General features: G+C 41.3%; 15 protein-coding genes, 1 tRNA gene and 1 rRNA gene. 5 read left to right on the top strand and 12 right to left on the bottom strand.

Annotated elements, in window-relative coordinates:
• A 16S ribosomal RNA gene (locus tag LMH66_RS03660) occupies positions 1–75 on the bottom strand; the annotation flags it as partial.
• 674 nt (positions 76–749) lie between these two features.
• On the opposite strand from LMH66_RS03660, the gene LMH66_RS03655 reads away from it, so the two are divergent.
• Entirely contained in the window at positions 750–1,199 is a 450-nt protein-coding gene (locus LMH66_RS03655; RefSeq protein ID WP_229368574.1) for a DUF4124 domain-containing protein, read from the top strand.
• 112 nt (positions 1,200–1,311) lie between these two features.
• Here LMH66_RS03655 and LMH66_RS03650 read toward each other — a convergent pair whose 3' ends face one another.
• The 4 genes from LMH66_RS03650 to rluD form a co-directional block, all read right to left on the bottom strand.
• A complete protein-coding gene (locus LMH66_RS03650) occupies positions 1,312–1,626 on the bottom strand; it encodes a hypothetical protein (RefSeq protein ID WP_229368573.1) in 315 nt (104 codons plus the stop codon).
• A 183-nt stretch (positions 1,627–1,809) separates the two neighbouring features.
• Positions 1,810–4,383: an ATP-dependent chaperone ClpB gene (clpB, locus tag LMH66_RS03645; protein ID WP_229368572.1), complete on the bottom strand. Its 2,574-nt coding sequence runs from the start codon at positions 4,381–4,383 to the stop codon at positions 1,810–1,812.
• Positions 4,384–4,524: 141 nt separating this feature from the next.
• Complete coding sequence (gene pgeF / locus LMH66_RS03640; protein ID WP_229368571.1) at positions 4,525–5,286, bottom strand: peptidoglycan editing factor PgeF; 762 nt, start codon at positions 5,284–5,286, stop codon at positions 4,525–4,527.
• Positions 5,287–5,309: 23 nt separating this feature from the next.
• Positions 5,310–6,284, bottom strand: coding sequence for a 23S rRNA pseudouridine(1911/1915/1917) synthase RluD (gene rluD, locus LMH66_RS03635; RefSeq protein ID WP_102527792.1), 975 nt, complete (start codon positions 6,282–6,284; stop codon positions 5,310–5,312).
• Between the two features lie 125 nt (positions 6,285–6,409).
• On the opposite strand from rluD, the gene LMH66_RS03630 reads away from it, so the two are divergent.
• Positions 6,410–7,171, top strand: coding sequence for an outer membrane protein assembly factor BamD (locus LMH66_RS03630; protein ID WP_102527793.1), 762 nt, complete (start codon positions 6,410–6,412; stop codon positions 7,169–7,171).
• A gap of 123 nt (positions 7,172–7,294) precedes the next feature.
• Here the strand turns inward: LMH66_RS03630 and LMH66_RS03625 are convergent, their stop codons facing one another.
• From LMH66_RS03625 to LMH66_RS03615, 3 genes are read right to left on the bottom strand one after another with little or no spacing between them, the layout of a single operon-like run.
• Complete coding sequence (locus LMH66_RS03625; RefSeq protein ID WP_229368570.1) at positions 7,295–8,356, bottom strand: 3-oxoacyl-ACP synthase III family protein; 1,062 nt, start codon at positions 8,354–8,356, stop codon at positions 7,295–7,297.
• Complete coding sequence (locus LMH66_RS03620; protein ID WP_229368569.1) at positions 8,347–9,120, bottom strand: hypothetical protein; 774 nt, start codon at positions 9,118–9,120, stop codon at positions 8,347–8,349. The genes LMH66_RS03625 and LMH66_RS03620 overlap by 10 nt, the downstream gene beginning before the upstream one ends.
• Entirely contained in the window at positions 9,117–11,327 is a 2,211-nt protein-coding gene (locus LMH66_RS03615; protein WP_229368568.1) for an efflux RND transporter permease subunit, read from the bottom strand. Before LMH66_RS03615 ends, LMH66_RS03620 begins: the two co-directional genes overlap by 4 nt.
• Positions 11,328–11,619: 292 nt before the next feature.
• Here LMH66_RS03615 and LMH66_RS03610 point away from each other — a divergent pair.
• Positions 11,620–11,695: transfer RNA gene (locus LMH66_RS03610), tRNA-Phe, on the top strand.
• Between the two features lie 132 nt (positions 11,696–11,827).
• On the opposite strand, the gene recJ is transcribed toward LMH66_RS03610, so the two are convergent.
• From recJ to brnQ, 4 genes are all read right to left on the bottom strand, one after another.
• Positions 11,828–13,552, bottom strand: a complete 1,725-nt coding sequence (gene recJ / locus LMH66_RS03605) for a single-stranded-DNA-specific exonuclease RecJ (protein WP_229368567.1) — start codon at positions 13,550–13,552, stop codon at positions 11,828–11,830.
• Positions 13,553–13,643: 91 nt separating this feature from the next.
• Entirely contained in the window at positions 13,644–14,372 is a 729-nt protein-coding gene (gene dsbC, locus LMH66_RS03600; protein ID WP_102527798.1) for a bifunctional protein-disulfide isomerase/oxidoreductase DsbC, read from the bottom strand.
• Positions 14,373–14,537: 165 nt separating this feature from the next.
• Positions 14,538–15,440: a site-specific tyrosine recombinase XerD gene (gene xerD / locus LMH66_RS03595; RefSeq protein ID WP_229368566.1), complete on the bottom strand. Its 903-nt coding sequence runs from the start codon at positions 15,438–15,440 to the stop codon at positions 14,538–14,540.
• Between the two features lie 101 nt (positions 15,441–15,541).
• Positions 15,542–16,885: a branched-chain amino acid transport system II carrier protein gene (brnQ, locus tag LMH66_RS03590; RefSeq protein WP_229368565.1), complete on the bottom strand. Its 1,344-nt coding sequence runs from the start codon at positions 16,883–16,885 to the stop codon at positions 15,542–15,544.
• 476 nt (positions 16,886–17,361) lie between these two features.
• Between brnQ and LMH66_RS03585 the strand changes: the two genes are divergently transcribed.
• Positions 17,362–18,225, top strand: a complete 864-nt coding sequence (locus LMH66_RS03585; protein WP_229368564.1) for a tRNA1(Val) (adenine(37)-N6)-methyltransferase — start codon at positions 17,362–17,364, stop codon at positions 18,223–18,225.
• 91 nt (positions 18,226–18,316) lie between these two features.
• Positions 18,317–19,540 (top strand): ATP-dependent RNA helicase SrmB, encoded by a 1,224-nt coding sequence (srmB, locus tag LMH66_RS03580; RefSeq protein ID WP_229368563.1) that lies wholly within the window; start codon positions 18,317–18,319, stop codon positions 19,538–19,540.
• Positions 19,541–19,653: the final 113 nt, after the last annotated feature.

The following is a 19,653-nucleotide window of genomic DNA, read 5'->3' as shown; positions in this document are numbered from 1 at the left end:
CTGTTACCGCTCGACTTGCATGTGTTAGGCCTGCCGCCAGCGTTCAATCTGAGCCATGATCAAACTCTTCAATTAAAGTTTTTTTGAAACATTCGAAAATGCTTCGGCTCAATGAATTCTGATTACATTATGCAGACTCGGAAGAATCTACATCCTGTTTGTTACATATTGCTATGAACACTCATCGTTACATTGATAATAATTTTGATTGCCACCTAAGTGACAATTTCGATTAACTCAACACCTGTGAGTGTCCACACAGATTTACTTGTTTGATTGTTAAAGAGCGTTGACCGTGTTGGTCAGGGATGCGTATTCTACGCTTTCCCTCGTTGGCGTCAAGTGTTTTTTCAAACTTCTTTTTGCCGTTAATTTGAAGCGGTTAAAACCATCTCAAATCAACCTGACTCAGTGTTTCGCTATTGCGCTCTGCCGTGTCAGTGGATGCGCATTATAGGCAAATCATATTTTCGCGCAAGGGCTTTTTTGCAGTTTTATTGCAAACTCAGTTCAACTGAACAATAGTTAGCCATTATGAAGTGTTTTTCTACTAAAATGCTCCGTTTACTGGTTTAGAGAGGGATTTGACGTTTATCAAGTTCGCTTCAGATAGTGACTCTGTTGCTGTTGATTTCCATTTATAGCAGCAATAAGCATCAACAATATCTACTTAGCTATTGGTTTTATCGGCTATTTAGCCTATTTTATTTTTATTAGGGAAAATTACGCTTCACCATCTAGGAAAATCTATGTTCAATTTACGTCTATTTGCTTTATTACTTTGTTTGAGTGTTAGTCATGTTAGTTTTGCTACCGTTATTTATACTTGGGTAGATAAAGATGGTGTGTCTCATTACAGCCAACAACCCCCTGAAGATGTAGATTCTAAAAAAGTATACAGCGAAGACATCGAGCCTGCTCAAGTGGGTTATGTTCCCGTATTACCTAATACACCGACTTCAAGTCAAGCTTCTTCACAATCTGACTTAGCTCAAAAAGCAGCTCTTATTAAAGAAAAGGATGCCGAGCAAGCTGCCTCAATCTGTGAAAGTGCTAAGCATAGTTTGAATGTGTTAAATAGTTATCAAAATTTGCATCGCACTAATAAAGAGACTGGAGAGGAAGTAGTCGTAACAGAAGAAGAACGTTTAGAGCAGATAGAAAAGAGTGAAGAACGCATTAAGCTATTTTGTCAGTAAGATTTCGCTGTGTAATTTAGATCAAAATAGAAAAGGAGCCTCGGCTCCTTTTTGATATCTACTATTTACTAATTAAAAACTAACAATCTAACTCACTGTCATTATTCAAACACTAACCAGCATTACCAACAGTGTACATAGATTTGAATTCTCCATTGCTGCATGTTTCAGTACCTGATCGCCAGCCATCTTCAAATGGGTCAATGCCTTGTAGCGTTTTATCCTTCATTGATTCCAGTGATTCGTTAGATGTGTTTTGCGCGATAGCGCTTGTACAGCCCCTGTTATAACCAAAATGATAAAGACTATTGTATTCAACATTGCCGACACCGATAACTTCAGTGCCATCGCTTCGTTCTGGTGAACTACTGCAACCTGTTACTGCAATCGAAACTAATGCGATACTTAACAAGACGGTTCTTTTCATGTTATATCCTTTTGACTTGAATTGAGGTGAACTTACCTATGACTCCTTCAATTAAATTAGTTCAATAATTAGCCACCATCAAGTTATGTCAACGTCGTATTTAATGCTCATTCACTTATTTACTGAGCAAAAAATACAAAAGGAACCATTCAGGTTCCTTTTTAAGTTTCATTTGCTGTTTGATTATTGCTTAAATGTCAGCAAGCCATCTTCAACATCAATTAAAATCGGTTTACCCGGAAGTAACTCCCCTTTTAATAAATAATGTGCCAATGGGTTTTCGATTTCCTGTTGTAAAGCCCTTTTAAGAGGACGTGCACCGTAGGTCGGATCAAAGCCAGCTTCAGCAATCAGTGCCAATGCGCTTTTAGAAATAGACATAGTGAAGTCTTTTTCTGCTAAACGATGCTTAAGGTTTTCTAACTGAATTTCGGCAATGTGAGCAATATGCTCTGCAGCCAAAGGATGGAACACGACGGTTTCATCTATTCGATTTAAAAATTCTGGCCTAAAACTTTGGGTTACCACATTCATCACAGACGATTTCATTTGCGCATAATCTTGAGATGCAAAACCATCCTGAATAATGTCAGAGCCTAAGTTCGAGGTCATAATGATCACGGTATTTCTAAAATCTACCGTGCGACCTTGACCGTCAGTTAAGCGGCCATCATCTAATACCTGAAGTAAAATATTAAACACATCAGGATGCGCTTTCTCCACTTCATCTAATAAAATGACCGAATAAGGTTTACGGCGAACGGCTTCAGTTAAATAGCCGCCTTCTTCATAACCTACGTAGCCCGGAGGCGCGCCGACTAAACGAGATACTGTATGTTTTTCCATAAACTCTGACATATCGATGCGAACCATTGCAGACTCTGTATCAAATAAGAACGTCGCCAGCGATTTACACAACTCAGTTTTACCCACACCAGTAGGACCTAGAAACAGGAAAGAACCAATAGGACGGTTGGGATCTGCAAGTCCTGCTCGGCTTCTTCTTATCGCATTCGATACAGCTTCTACTGCTTCGTTTTGGCCAATAACTCTTTGATGCAATGCCTCTTCCATTTGCAATAATTTATCACGCTCACCTTCAAGCATTTTCGACACAGGTATACCTGTGGCTTTTGATAACACTTCGGCAATTTCGGCATCGGTGACTTTATTACGTAATAAGGTCATATCTTGCATCTCAGCTTGTGACGCTAAATCGAGTTGTTTCTCTAATTCAGGGATACGGCCATATTGTAGCTCTGACATGCGGGTTAAATCACCTGCACGCTTCGCCACTTCCATATCCATTCGAGACTGCTCTAAATCAGCTTTAATATGCTGAGTGCCCGCAAGGGCGGCTTTTTCTGTATGCCATATTTCATTTAGTTCACCGGCTTTCTCTTCAACTTGCTTAAGTTCTACCTGCAAGTGAGATAAACGTTTACGGCTCGCTTCATCTTCTTCTTTAATTAACGCTTGTTCTTCTAGCTTTAATTGAATTGCTCGACGATCCAGCCTGTCCAATGCTTCCGGTTTCGAGTCTATTTGCATCCGAATACTTGAAGCGGCCTCATCAATAAGATCAATCGCTTTATCTGGCAACTTTCTGTCTGAAATATATCGATGCGACATACTTGCTGCAGCAACAATAGCAGGATCGGTAATCTCAACATGATGATGCAATTCATAACGCTCTTTTAAACCTCGTAAAATAGCAATCGTGTCTTCTACATTTGGCTCTTCTACAAGCACTTTTTGGAAACGGCGCTCTAACGCTGCATCTTTTTCGATGTATTGACGATATTCATCTAATGTTGTCGCGCCAACACAATGTAAATCGCCACGGGCTAAAGCTGGCTTGAGCATGTTACCAGCATCCATCGCCCCTTCACCTTTACCTGCACCTACCATAGTGTGCAGTTCATCGATGAATAAGATGACTTGGCCTTCTTCTTGCGCCAATTCGTTTAATACAGCTTTTAATCTTTCTTCGAATTCACCACGGTATTTTGCACCAGCGATCAATGCGCCCATATCCAGAGACAACACGCGCTTATTCTTAATGCCTTCTGGTACTTCGCCGTTAACGATGCGCTGAGCTAAACCTTCAACGATAGCGGTTTTACCCACACCAGGTTCCCCAATTAATACTGGGTTATTTTTACTACGGCGTTGCAATACTTGAATCGTTCTGCGGATCTCTTCATCACGGCCAATCACAGGATCAAGTTTGCCTTGCTCTGCACGCTCTGTGAGATCGACAGTAAACTTATTTAATGCTTGGCGCTGATCTTCAGCGTTGGGGTCATCTACTTTCTGGCCACCACGAATTTGTTCAATAGTCGTTTCCAGTAATGCCTTTGTGGCGCCAGCATCTTTTAGGCACTTACTTAAGGCATCATTACCTTCAAGAGCCGCCATAACAAAAAGCTCTGACGAGATATATTTGTCTTTGCGTTTTTGCGCTAGCTTGTCACACAAGTTCAGTAGTCGAATTAGGCCTTGGGATAATTGAATATCACCACCCGTACCTTCCACTTGCGGCAGTCGCTCTAACTCCTGACTCAAAGATGAACGTAAACCGCTAACATTGATACCAGCTTGAGTAAGTAAAGGATGGATTGAGCCTGAATCTTGATTTAATAACGCCATCATCAAATGAATAGGTTCAATAAACTGATGATCGCGCCCTAATGCCAATGATTGGGCATCTGAAATGGCGATTTGAAACTTATTGGTCATACGATCGAGTCTCATACGGCCTCCTACACAATTTAATAAAAACGGAATGTTTTGATAATTAAAATATGGGGATGTTTATCGATAATTCAATATAGACACTGAAATTCAATTAAATATGGGCAGATTAATTGATGCAGATCAAATCGACAAAACAGATTAAGACTTTAACCAGATAAGTGAAGCAATTCGACCTGTTTTTTGATCGCGGCGATACGAAAAGTAATCCTGACTTGAAAAAGTACAGATATCAGCGCTAAAGACTTGGTTGACCCCAAGTAATGTTAAGCGATGTTTTGCCAAGGAAGCTAAATCAGCGAGGTATTTATTCGAATCATTTTGGAGATTATTAGCAACAGGCTTAAAAAACTGCGACGAGTCAGGATGTTGCTCTACAAACTGATGTTTTACTTCGGCGCCGACTTCAAACGCTTCAGGGCCAATAGCTGGACCAAGAAAAGCCATAATATCTGTGGTTTCGCAATTAAATTTATCAACTGCCGCTTCAATCACGCCATCACATAAGCCACGCCAGCCTGCATGTACTGCAGCAATTTCAGTACCCTGTTTATTACACAGTAGTACAGGTAAACAATCAGCGGTCATGATTGCTAGAGAAATATGCGCTGAAGATGAATAACTGCCATCAGCTTTAGGCGGGAGTTTGTTTGCTAAAGATGCGACTGATAAATTTGAGCAGTCAATGATTTCAGTGCCATGAACCTGTTCGAGCCATAACAATGGAGAAGCAATCAATAACTGTTGTTGAATTAAAGCGCGGTTGGCTAATACATCTGAAGCAAGATCACCGACATGTAAGCCTAAATTAAGGCTGTCGAAGGGAGGCTTACTAACACCGCCATGACGATGGGTCATGGCGATGCCGACATTTTCAGGAATTGGCCAACTGGCTTTATACACGATTTAGCCTTTAATCAATAAATTTACAGGTACTCAATCGGGTTTTCTTCAGTATCTTTACGCATTGCTTTGGCCAGCATCTGCATATCTTCTGGAATAGGCGCCTGCCACGACATGATTTCATGTGTGAAAGGGTGCGCTAACTCTAAACGTACTGCATGCAAAGCCTGACGATTGAAGTTTTTCAAGATATCAAAAAACTCAGGGCTGGCTTTCTTAGGCGGACGAGGACGACCACCGTAAACCGGATCGCCTACAAGTACATGGCCAATGTAGTCCATATGCACACGAATTTGGTGAGTACGACCTGTTTCAAGGCGTAGTCTTAAACGAGTATGTGCTCTGAATTTTTCAGCAACGCGGTAATGCGTCACTGAAGGACGGCCGCCCATGATCACTGCCATTTGTGTACGACGAGTTTCATGACGTTCAATCGGCTCATCAACAGTGCCACCAGCAGTCATAGTACCAATCACAATCGCTTCATATTCACGAACGATGTCACGGGCTTGCAAAGCTGTTACCAAATGGGTTTGCGCTTCAACCGTTTTCGCCACAACCATTAAACCAGTCGTGTCTTTATCTAAACGATGGACAATACCCGCACGTGGTACGTGCTCAATGTCAGGGCAATGATGTAATAACGCATTTAATAATGTGCCGTCAGCATTACCAGCACCAGGGTGAACCACCAGGCCAGCTTGCTTATTTACAACAATAATATGCTCATCTTCATAAACGATATTAAGCTCAATATTCTGTGCTTTATCTTTTACTTCTTCCTCAAGCGTTGCTTCTACCGCAATTAACTGCGACTCTAGTACCTTCTCACGAGGTATATCGACAACAACGCCATCGACAGAAACTGCACCAGATAGGATCCATTCTTTGATGCGTGTACGGGAATAATCAGGGAACAATTCAGCCAAAGCTTGGTCTAATCGAAGACCTGTTTGGATTGCTGTGATCTCGCTTTTTAGGTTAATCTCTTGTGTCATAGGAACCGTACCCCTTTTTTGGGGTCCAAAGTGAATGTGCTATCTGTTACAATCGGATTGTTTTCTATTTTACAGTGAAATGGAAAAATTCTTAACAACAACTTATAAAAGAATTGAATTTACATATGTCTAAATTTGCCAAAGGCGCCGCCCTAGTATTGTTTTCATTAGCTTTATCGGCTTGTAGTACCTCAAAAGGTTTTGAAGATGAAGACCTAAATGCTAGGTCTCCAGAAGGACTTTATGCCCAAGCAAGGACCTCAATGGAACTTGGTAACTATTCTAAAGCGGTAAGAACCCTTGAAGCTTTAGACTCTCGCTACCCATTTGGACCACACAAAACTCAAGTACAACTTGATATGATTTTTGCGTATTACAAGATGGATGACGTGGCATCAGGCATTGCCAATATCGATCGTTTCTTACGATTAAATCCGACGCACCCTGATATTGATTACGTCTATTATATGCGTGGTTTAACAAATATGCAGGCTGATAATTATCTTTTCCACGATATGATGAATATTGACCGTACCGATCGTGACCCTAAAAATGCGCAAGATGCATTTAAAGATTTTGATCGTTTAATCAAAAGTTACCCTGATAGTAAGTATTCTGCAGATGCACAACAACGCATGCAGTATCTAAAAAACCGCCTAGCGCAATACTCAATTAAAGTGGCTGAGTATTATATCAAAATGGAAGCTTGGAGTGCTGCAGCAGTTCGTGCTCAGTCCGTTATGGAGCAATTCCCAGGTACGCCAGCAACTGAACGTGCACTTGAAATTATGTCAGAAGCTTACGGTGAGTTGGGCCAAGATCAGCTAAAACAAAATGTATTGACTGTTATTGCTGCTAACTTTCCTGATAGCGAACAACTCAAATAAGTCTGATTACAGGCTGTCATTGATTATTGATTATTGATTATTGACTAAATAGCTAAACAAAAGCCCGTGGTGATTATCGCGGGCTTTTTAATGTCTAATGTTCCAATGTTAACTTTTTACTGATTATTGTGTTTCGCGATGCTGATACACAAAACCACCATAAAGGTATTTGGTTGCTTCTGCGCCGAGTACCGCTACTTTGTCACCATCCTGTAATTTCCCCGAATGGATTAAGTTCGATAAACTCACCCAAATAGCCGCTGAGCCAAGATTACCAAACTGTTTAGCATCATTGATAACTCTATCTGGCGTGATCCCTAAAGCTTCAGCCATTAGCGCATCAATATGCCCATTCGCTTGGTGAGGTAAAATATAGGCAAAATCATCTAATTGGTAGCCACGGCTTTGCAGTGCTTGCCAGCCAAGTTCAAATAGCTGACTTCCCTGCTCTCTAACCGCATGGATATTATGATGAAAACGCGCCATGCGCTTTTCGCCTACATCGTTAGAGCCACTATCCAAGTAAAACCCTGGTTGCCTTTGATGGCCAATCTGCCCTAGATAAATATCAGTTATTGTCGATTTTCCATCTATAGCGGGTGCTAGCACAACCGCTGCAGCGCCGTCGCCCATTTGCACATAATTCACCAGTTGCTCAGTATCAATAAATGATTTATCCATATCAAAATATACCGAGCCTGTTTCAACGCCCACTATCGCAACAGGCTTTTGATTTACCGCACAAAAAGCCGACGCAATTTGTAAACCATTGGCAAAACCAGTACAAGCTTGTCTTAACTCCAAATATGGTCCGTGATAAGCCATAACATCTGCAAGCCAAGCCGCATTAGGCGGTACTTGGGTATGAGGAGTACAAGTATGAGTTAATAAGTAATCTAGCTCATCAGCATTCATATTGGCGTTTTGTAATGCGCGCTTTAATACTTGCTCGCTTAATTCAATGCTGGTTGGTGAAGCGGAGCTTGTCGCTGTAGTTAAGTCTCGTACTAAATGGCGACCTTCAATACCGAGTCGTTTAACGATACTTTTAGCTTTTCGGGCATTTAATCGGCCAGATTGCTGAGATAAACACGCCAATAAGGTTTCATTATCAATATTGCTGCCAGGTAACTGATGAGCAATTGAGTATACAGATAAGTCGTGTTGGGCAAATTTTACCGCCATTTTTCCTCCAGTCTCTGTTGCAGAGAATCTAAACAAATTCCCATGTGTTCAAAAGCACTGCCTTGGCTAGTTAATAACTGAAATAAGTTCTGGGTAATAAACGCTTGTTGCTGATGAAAATCAGCATAGCTCGCACCTAACTCAATGGCATGATGACGACTGATATAGACATGTTTTGCCTCATCTTTTTTAATTAAGCCGCATAACTGACTAAAAGGATGGTTTATACCTAGGTGGCTTTGCTCGAAAGCTTGCATGATTTGGGTGACACAAGTATCCAATATCGCAATACGAACAAAGTGCTGACTATAATCATCAACACGGCTAAGACTGCTATAGAACCGTTTAGCGAGGCGCTGCACTTTTCTTACAGAATCTATTTCAGGTAACTGCTCTGCAACACTTTGCAGTGCAATGTCATGTCGACACTCGTCAGATTCCACCTCCATCAATGACAATACCAATTGATGTGAGTTTGCACCTGAAACTTGATTGATTGAGTTAGCACTCAGTCTCACAATTTCCTGATTAAACACCAGCTGAGCAGACTGCTCTCCGCAGAGTAATAGCGGCAATAAGTTTGCCATAGATTCCGTTTGTGCATCTTTAAATGGGATGACTGACTGACCTAATTGCTCGGTCCAAATCTGTAAGCGATGCGCATTTTTTCCCTGCTGCATTCGAGGCGCAGCTCGTTTACCAAAACAACGTTTAAGGCTAATGTTTTCGCTCTTACCCATACTTCTCATACCCGCATAGCTCATGCTAAGTAGCGCCTCCATTGATGGTAAATAACCGGTAGTACTAAAACGTCAAATAGCCAAGCTAAGACAATGACCAGACAAGACAATAGACTCAGCTGAGCTATAGGGGCAAAATCTGAGGCCAAACCAATACCAAAACCCAATACCAAAGTTAAACTAGTAAAACTAATCACTGGAATAATGGCGGCATATCTAGGCCAGAATGATTCAAACGAAGCGGCCTTTTTAGGCTGCGGCAGTTTTAATAACAGATGTAAGGTGTCATCTACAATAATCCCTAACATGATCCCCAATACAACAGCGCTACCAATACTGATATAGCCCCCCGTTAGCTGCCAAGCAGCAAACACCCAAAGTAATGGTAAAAAGTTAACGACTAATCCGATTGCCGCAAACATCATACTGCGCTTAATAAATCCTAAGATCATACTGAGGAGCACAAGTGCAATGGCAAAAGACCACAACATATTTTTGGCATTATCAATGGATAAGTGAGCAAATAGCAGACTACTTCCTAACGCGTGGCTTACTCCAATATCAGTTTGATTATCAATGAGCCACATTGATACACGCTGTTCAAAATCGATCATTTGCCTCGCCGTTAATGGCGCAAGATAAAGACTCACTAAACTTGATTGATAATCTGTGGAGATTTCTGCTTCAAGGCCAAGTCGCTCCACTGAGTTTTGATTGATTACGCGCTGAAACTGGCTTTGGTTTAGACCTGCACTTTTTACCCAGTCACCAATATGGGTGACTCTTTTTACTTCAGGTTGTTGCTTTAAAAAACGTGCAAACTGATATAAAAAAGCTAAATACTGTTTATCGTAAATTGCCTGTTCTTTAGTACTGATCTCGTAATGAATCAGATTCACACCATCAAAGTATTGCTGCATTTTCTGCTTTGATTGACTGAAAGGATTATCACTGGGGAAATAACTAAATGGGTCATCATTCAGCTCAAGCTTAGAAGCGCTTATCAGTGACAATATAGATATCACCGTGACTGTAATTAACATTAACTTAGGGACTTTAGTGCTATTTTTCGCGATGGCTTCAACCGTTAATAATGCACTGTTAAATGGCTCGTTAACTGATTTATTTTGGGCTTTGCTGACAATAATAACCAAGACACTGTGACAAAGCAGATAATGACACACAACGGCAACCGACACTAAAACACCAAAACTTTGAATAGGTGGAGATGGACTAAAGCTTAATAAGGCAAACCCCAACATGGTTGTCAGCGTCGCATAAAACAAAGGTTGTTTATTGTGCTCAAAACTAAATTTAACCGGCTCTGCGATACCCTGTTTAATTCCCTGCTGCCACGCTAAATATAGGTGCGCAGAATACGCTAATGACAAGGTAATAATGATCACAGGAATAAAAGCACTAATCGCTGCAATAGTGAGATTTAACCACCCCGCAAGCCCAAGCGTGATGAATAAAGTGATGATGCAGTTTATTGCGATTGCCAATAACCAAACTCGTGTTCGAATAAATAACAACGCCATTAGTGCAATAATCAACAGCAAGCTAGGTGCAAACCAAGTTAAATCATGACGTAACACTTTAGCGTACTGCCAATTCAATGCTTGCTCTCCACTAAGGTATATTTTCACTGAGTCACTGCTTTCAATCCTCTCTCGGCTCCAAAAACCATTCGCCTTAGCTAATAAATTATCTATGGTTTTTTCTCGCCATAAAGTTGCATTAGGGTAATTATTTTTTTCTCGTTCACTGAATTGAATGCTCAACACAATGGCTGTGCCAGTTTCATTTATAACCAGTGGTAGCCTAGGATGTTTCTTGTAAGCGAGTAATTGAGAATACTGAAGTGAAGTATCAGTCTTATTTTGATGAGCGTTAGCACGAGTGTTTAAGTCAGCAATAAATGTCCCATAACCGCCAACACTTATAATCGTGCTATCAGCTTGTAACTGATTGATGAAATTAATTAGCTCAGACTCTTGTTCTACTTGGCGCCAATCTTGTTGATTCTCTAATAACAAAAGCAAACTATTGCGCTGTGCAAACCTTTGCTGCATTTTCTGCAGCCCAATAAACTGAGCATCATCATGAGCAAAATAGTCATTAAAGTTCACATCAAGATTTATTCTAAGCATGCCTAATATGCTGACTAAGATCAGAATAAATACAGCCAGTCCTACCCATAATGGATATTTAAGCGTTCGATTGATCATTGATATTTGCCAGTTCAATAGCGAGTACCCAATGTGAATATGCGAGGTTATTTATAGTATTCAATCAATAAGACCTCTTTACGGTGATTTTCTATTCAATCAGACGTAAAAATAATCCTTTGTATTATATATATTCAACTTATTGCTGTTTGAAATGGGTCCGTTCATCGTTCAAACATTAGCTGAACATTTGAGCCTTTTGCGGAATTCTTGGTCAAACAAACTTAAATATTCACTTAAGCACAAAAAAAAGTTGACTCTAGACCGCAAAAAACGTTTAATTGCGTCCGTCGCCCGAATAGCTCAGTCGGTAGAGCAGAGGATTGAAAATCCTCGTGTCCCTGGTTCGATTCCGGGTTCGGGCACCATATTTAGATTTGGTGGCTAACGCGACTAAATAACAAAAAAGCCTCGCATTGCGAGGCTTTTTTGTGTCTGCGATTTAACGCCCTAACTCAGCGCAGGGTTAGCCAGCGCTGACTGAGCTGTAGAAAGGATATTTAAGCAGGCTCGATATAATCCACCAACATCTGCACCGTCTGATTACCTCTAAACTCATTCACATCCAGCTTATAGGCGACTCTTGCATGTTTAATCGTGGCATCTGGCCATATTGCTAAATCGACATTAAAAGCAATGGCATCCATCATCACAGAACCACAGTCTGTTTCGAGCACCAATTTAAGATGTTTCTCTCCAACAATTCTTTGCTGAATAACACTAAAGTAACCGTCAAATAATGGCTCTTCAAATGACTGGCCCCAAGGGCCTGACTCACGTAATAAGAAAGCCGTCTCAAGATTCATAAGTTCTGTTGGCAATTCACCATCCGATAAGACTTCACCAGTTAATTGTTCTGGCTTTAGCATCTCTCTCACGGCTTTATCATAAGCGGCTTCAAATTCGGAAAACGCATCTGCTCGTAGGGATAACCCAGCAGCCATTGCATGGCCACCAAATTTAATGATCATCCCAGGGTGACGACTATTTATCAGTTCGAGCAAGTCGCGCATGTGTAAGCCTTTAATTGAACGCGCAGAGCCTTTTATTTCACCCTCGCCAGCATCAGCAAACGCAATCACTGGTCGGTGATATTTGTCCTTGATCCTTGAAGCTAAAATACCGATCACCCCTTGATGCCAATCATCTTGAAAAATCGCTAATCCCCAAGGCAATTTCGATTCATCTAAGGTCAATTTTTGTAAGCTTTTAAGTGCTTCTTGCTGCATTCCGGCTTCTAATTCACGGCGCTCGCCGTTTAAGCCATCAAGTTCATCAGCCATTCTGCGAGCTAGCATCATGTCTTCACATAATAAGGTTTCAACACCTAGAGCCATTTCATCAAGACGACCTGCAGCATTTAGTCTTGGGCCCACTGCAAAACCAAAATCTGAGGCGACTATTCGTTGTGGGCTACGTTTAGCTACTTCTAACAAAGCTGTAATTCCCACTCGGCAGCGACCCGACTTTACGCGTTGCAGCCCCGCCTGAACTAAGATGCGGTTATTACTATCTAGGGACACAACATCAGCGACTGTACCCAGCGCCACAATATCGAGTAAGCTGCCTAAGTTAGGCTCAGAAATTTGATGGGTTTGATACCAGTCACGCGATCTCAGCTCAGTTCTCAATGCTGACATTAAATAAAATGCGACTCCTACACCTGCAATCGATTTGCTGGCGAACTGGCACCCATGTTGATTTGGATTCACAATCGCATCAGCATCAGGCAAACTTTTCCCAGGTAGGTGATGATCAGTCACCACCACTTGCATGCCCAGCTGTTTAGCTGCAGCAACGCCGTCAATTGATGAAATACCATTATCAACAGTAATAAGTAATTCTGCACCTTTTGACTGGGCAACCGCGACAATTTCAGGACTTAATCCATAGCCATAATCAAAACGATTAGGAATTAAGTAATCAATCTTAGTTGCGCCCATCATACGCAGTGCTAATAAACATACACTCGTTGATGTCGCGCCATCAGCATCAAAGTCACCCACGATTAATATCGACTTTTGCGCTGCTATGGCATCAGCGATAATGACTGCAGCTTCAGATAAGCCCATCATAGTTTCAGGTCTAAGTAGCTTAGATAAACTTAGCTCACAACCCGTTAAATCAACATTACGGCGAGCATAAAGCTGTTTTAATAAAGGATGGATAGTTGCAGGTAAATGACTGTCATCTACTTCAGCACGGCGGACAATTTTGTGAGCCACAAATAAACCTTATTTTTACTATAAAAATCGACAATTAAAGATTACAAAAAAGGCGAGCCAATGGCTCACCTTTTATTTAAAACAACCCAAATTAGAGGTTAGTTTTAATTGTGTTCAATAATGCAGAAGGTGGTTGGTAACCTGGCACTAAAATACCATTTTCTAACACGATTGCTGGCGTACCATTAATACCAAATGCCTGACCTAAACGATATTGTTCTTCAATGTTCGCATCGCAGCTTGCAGCTTTTACATTACCGCCAGTCTTAGCTTCGGTCATTGCTTTTAGTGGATCTGTTGCACACCAAACCGCTTTCATTTCTTCAGCATTTGCTGACGGAATACCAGCTCTTGGATACGCTAAATAACGAACCGTAATGCCTAAATCGTTATAGCCATCCATTTCTTGGTGCAATTTACGGCAGTAACCACAATCCACATCAGTAAAAATAGTCACCACATGCTTTTCGTTCTTGGCTTTGTACACCAACATGTCATCTTCAAATGGTTTTAGCATATCAATACGTGGGCCAGCTAATGCAGCTTCAGTTAAGTTTTGCATGCCATTTTTAAGGTCATACATGTTGCCATGAATCAGCTTAGTACCATCCGGAGAAACATATAAAACACCACGATCGGTAAATGCTTGATACAGACCATCAATAGGTGATGATTGAATTTTCAAAACATTAACGCCAAGTACGTCTGACACTTGTTGTTTCAATTCAGTTTCATTGGGAATATCTGTTGCAGAAGCTGCCTGTAGCAGTGGGGCAACAGCTAGCGTTATCGCGAAAGAAAATGCTTTGGTTAACTTCATTAATAAATCCTATTGGGTAAAACTGAATGTCTCAGCTAATACATAGACCTGATATTGTCGGCAAAAGTTACAGCGAATATATGACTAAAGCAACCTTAAGTCCTTTATTGGTGACAACTGCCACCATATTTAACGTAACAAATCTTTATCGCGTGTTGTTGAACACTAGCCTCTTGGATGATGCTGACTATGTAATTGCTGCAATCGAGCTTTAGCCACATGAGTATATATCTGGGTCGTCGATAAATCGCTGTGGCCTAATAGTAACTGCACCACACGCAGATCTGCGCCATGATTCAGCAGATGAGTCGCAAATGCATGGCGTAAAGTATGGGGCGATAAATGACTATTGATTCCGGCGCGAATAGCATAGAGTTTTATCCGATGCCAAAACGTTTGCCGAGTCATCATTTGGCCACGTTTTGATGGAAACAATACATCACTTTGTTTATTGTTCAGCAATTCTGCTCGTGCTGCTAATAAGTATTGCTCGACCTCGGTCACCGCTAACTCACCTAATGGCACTAAGCGTTCTTTACCGCCCTTACCCACGATTCTCACTAGTCCTTGGCGTAAACTGATTTGCTCAAGGGTTAGACTCACAAGTTCTGTCACTCGCAGCCCTGTTGCATAAAGTAATTCCAGCATCGCTTTGTCACGGCATTCAACGGCATCTTCTACATTGGGCTCATCCAGTAACGCATCGATTTGGCTTTCACTTAGCGCATCAGGTAACTGACGCGCAAGCTTTGGCGACTCAATTAAGCTCGTTGGATCCACATCAATGCTCTGTTTTACAATTAAGTAACCATAAAAACGTCTTAGACTACTAAGCAATCTTGCAGTGCTGGTTTTAGCAAAATTTTTCTCAACCCGATAAGCCAAATAATCGCGGATGCTTGCTTGGTCCACATCAATTAAACAATGGCTTTGACTCAATACAAAACGCTCAAAGTGACGCAAATCGGTGCGATAAGATGCCAAGGTGTTATCGCTTAAGCCCTTTGTGGACCATAAGTCATCCAAAAAGGCGTCGATAATAGGGTCCGCTTGATATTTGTCTGTCACTGTTTTTCCTAAAAAAATGGCGTTATTTCAATTGAAATAACGCCATTAGTGTAACTAAAATTAACTTGTTTTGACAAAGATTGCCAAGCAATGACTTTTGTTTAGCTTGCAGCTACCGCTTGATCTTTAGCTGGGACAAATAAACATGCCACGATTGCAATACCAACAGGCAATAACCAAGCCATGCCTTCACTATGAAGTGGCATAAAGCTTAAGAAATTAATCTCGAACCCAGCGGCTTTAAGACCATCAAAAATACCAAAGAACAACGCAACCGATAGCACTAGACGGTGTGAAAACTCTGGACGAGCAAAACGCTCAGTCAAGAAAGTAATCGCCACAAGTGCAATCGCCACAGGGTATATCGTCATCAATACAGGAATACTGATATTAATGAGCTGGGTTAAGCCAACGTTTGCAACGGTTGCACACACTAAGCTGAAAAAGATAACGAATGCTTTATATGAAATCTTTGGTAGCAACTCATTAAAATACTCAGAACATGCTGTGATTAAACCAACTGCTGTTGTTAAACAAGCAATGCTCACAACCGCAGCTAATAGTACCGTCCCCATAGTTCCGAACTCATGGGTAACATAGTTTGTGAGGATTTGACCGCCATTTTCAGCGCCAGCTGCTATATCACCAGCTGTTGCGCCTAAATAAAATAGTGAAATATAAACAAAAGCTAGACCTGAAGCGGCGATAACCGCAGCACGAACAAGGTATCGAGTTTGCGCTTTAGATTCAGTAATACCTTTCTTACGAAGAATATCAATAATTAGCATACCGAAGATCACAGACGCTAATGTATCCATCGTGTTGTAACCTTCTAAAATACCTTTAGAAAGCGGACTATCAATATAATCACCAGTCGCAGCACCGATCGCAGCACTCGGAGTAACAATCACTGAAACAGCTAAACCAACCAACAAGAAAATAAGAATAGGGGTTAATACTTTACCAACGCTATCAAGCAATTTACCTGGGTATAGCGACAACACCATCGCCAAAGCAAAAAAGCCGATAGTGTAAAACAACTGTGCTTGATTCAGCGCCAGCGCACCGATTTGAATCACCGCTTCTGCGTTATCTAAAAATGGGCGAGCGCCGATTTCAAACGCCACTAACCCTGTACGAGGTGCGGCGAAAGCTGGGCCAATAATGATATAAATAGAAACCGCTAATGCTGTGGCAGCAAATGCTGGGAGCATTGCCATAACCTTACCGTTTGCCTTAGCGACGGCGATAAGACCAGCAAGAGGTAAACCTACTGCAGTAACAAGGAAACCTAACATTGCCAGCATCATATTCTCGCCAGCTAACATACCTGCAAAAGGCGGAAAAATAAGGTTACCTGCACCTAAGAAAAATGCGAAAGTCATAAAGCCTAAGCCTAATGTATCGCCAATACTCATATTACTGTTTTGCACACAATGCCCCATCTTGTTGTTTTGTTTTTTAACAAACTTAAGTGATTCAGTGCTAATTAGCTACTGCTAATCAAAACCCACCTGTAAGAATGTAAACTTAAAATTACACTTTATTTTATTAAAAACTACTCACAAATGGTTATTAAAAAGCCATTTTCTCGTTTTTAGAACACTCATTTGTGAGTCGTATTTCTTTTTCTACCATTTAACTGCGTTTAGCGCCTTTAAACGGGTAGGAACTAATATCAAATAGCGTATAGATAAACAAGCGCAAAACCAGCACAAAGTAAAATTAAACCTCATCTGAAAACAAGCTTAAAACCCATAAAACATTCTCGCTACAGTGCAACCACATAGCACAATCTCAGCAACATCAATGTAACGCTATTTAGGTAGGGTTATAAACTAAAAGCAGGTACCATAAACCTCTGTGTACGACACAGACTAAAGACCAAGTTGCACTTAACCCTGAAACAGAATTAGACCCAATGCCATTTACCTTTAAGCAATTTCACATTGATGATAGCCACTGCGGAATGCCCGTCAGTACTGACGGCGTAATATTAGGCGCATGGGCAAAACTATCAACGGATAACACCAAAGGTCCATATCGAGTATTAGATGTTGGAGCAGGAAGTGGCTTACTGTCTTTAATGCTCGCCCAGCGGTTACGTAATCCAAGTGCTGAAATAATTGCAGTAGAACTCGATGAAGGTGCGGCGCAAGATTGCCAAAGCAACTTTAATCAGAGCCCATGGGCTTCACAGTTAACCGTTCAACACACGAGTATTCAGCGATATCGTCAAGAATTGCTCAAAGCAAACCTTCCTCTTTTTGAAACCATTATTTGTAACCCGCCCTATTTTGAAAATGGCCCACAATCAGATGCCAAACAACGCGCAACCGCAAGGCATACAGATACATTGAACTTTGAAACCTTGCTCACACAGGTTCAATTGCTGCTTGCAGAACATGGGACAGCAAGCTTTATCATTCCAGTGCAAAGTGAAACAGGTTTTTTAGCTGCACTCGCCTGTTCTCAACTTGAAATATCAGACAAAACCCATATCAGCACTGTTGAAACTAAAGCGCCGAGTCGATTGCTATTGGCAATTAAGCATCAAGCCTGCTTAATTGAATCAACAGACTCATCAGAAACAAAAGAACAATCTCAGGATCAATCTCAACCTCAATCTCAACCTCGGGCTCAACCTCAATCTCGACATCAGGCACAAACTCGGGCTCGGCCTCAATATGAGCCAATTACATCAAACTTAGTCATTGCTGACGGTAAAGGTCAATATACTCAGGCAATGATCCAGCTTTGCCGTGACTTTTATTTGAAACTTTAAGGTTTAATCTGCTTTTGGCTGATTAGTCTCTCGCTGAGATTAACAACTTAGGTTATAATGTCTGGCTATCAATCAGTGAGACCCAAAGCGCATGCTATTTGAAGATTTTGACCTAGATCCACGCCTATTAGACTCTCTAAAGGCTATGGGACATTTAAGCCCGACGACCGTTCAACAACAAACATTGCCAATGGCGATGGAACAACGGGATATTTTAGCTAAAGCGCCTACAGGTACAGGTAAAACTGCAAGCTTCTTATTGCCAGCTTTACAACACTTGATTGACTTCCCGCGCCGCTTTAACGGTCAAGCCAGAATATTGATTCTGACGCCGACCCGCGAACTTGCCAGCCAAATCCACCGTTACGCTTGTCATTTAGCCACCGATCTCGAATTAGATGTTGGTATTATTACTGGTGGTGTTCCTTACGGACCGCAGGAAGAACAACTTGAAGAAAACATCGACCTTTTAATCGCCACTCCAGGGCGTTTAATGGAATACCTCGATAAAGGTCAATTTGAAGCGACTGAAGTTGAAATATTGATTATTGATGAAGCAGATCGCATGTTAGACATGGGATTCTCGTCAGTGGTAGAAACCATTGCCATCGAAGCTCAAGGTCGTAAACAAAACATGCTGTTTTCTGCCACTTTAGAAGGCAGCGGTGTTGCTCGTTTTGCTCACGTACTATTAGAAGACCCAGTCACCATTGATGTTGAGTCTCCTCGTAGCGAAAAAGCCAAAATCCACCAATGGGCGCATTTAGCCGATAACAATGTGCATAAATTTGCCTTGTTATGTAACTTGCTTCAGCAAGAAGAAGTTAAGCGCACTATTGTGTTCGTTAAAACACGTGAAGTCGTCGCCAGCCTCGAAGGCTTGCTATTAAAAGCAGGTATTCCTTGCGCATTCTTACGTGGTGATATGGAGCAAAAGAAACGCTTCCAAGCATTAAGTAAGTTCAGTAAAGGTGAAGTCAACATTTTACTTGCCACTGACATTGCTGCACGTGGTATTGATATTGATGGGATCACTCACGTTATCAACTACGATATGCCTCGTTCTGCTGATGCCTATGTTCACCGTATTGGCCGAACAGCTCGTGCCGGTGCCAAAGGTACTGCTATCTCATTAGTTGAAGCTCATGATATGCGTATCGTTAGCAAAATTGAACGCTATATTGAGCAGCCATTGAAGCGTCGTTATATCGATGGGTTAAGACCAACGCACAAAGAAGCAAAAGTCCCAGGTAAGAAGAAAGACAAGAATAAGATTGCAGCGAAAAAATCGAAGAAGAACAAAAAGAAAAAATAAATCTGCGATGCAAAGCTGAAATAAGCTAATTTTTATCAAAGCCCTGAATTGTTTACTCAATTCAGGGCTTTTTTGTGGCCATAAATCAATTTGGTAGCGTATTGCTCTGTTTA

Origin of the sequence: Shewanella sp. 10N.7, assembly GCF_020806285.1 — a bacterium.
Classification (GTDB): domain Bacteria; phylum Pseudomonadota; class Gammaproteobacteria; order Enterobacterales; family Shewanellaceae; genus Shewanella; species Shewanella electrodiphila.
The sequence above is the reverse complement of the archived record's forward strand: the minus strand, read 5'-3'. Positions and strand labels throughout refer to the sequence as shown.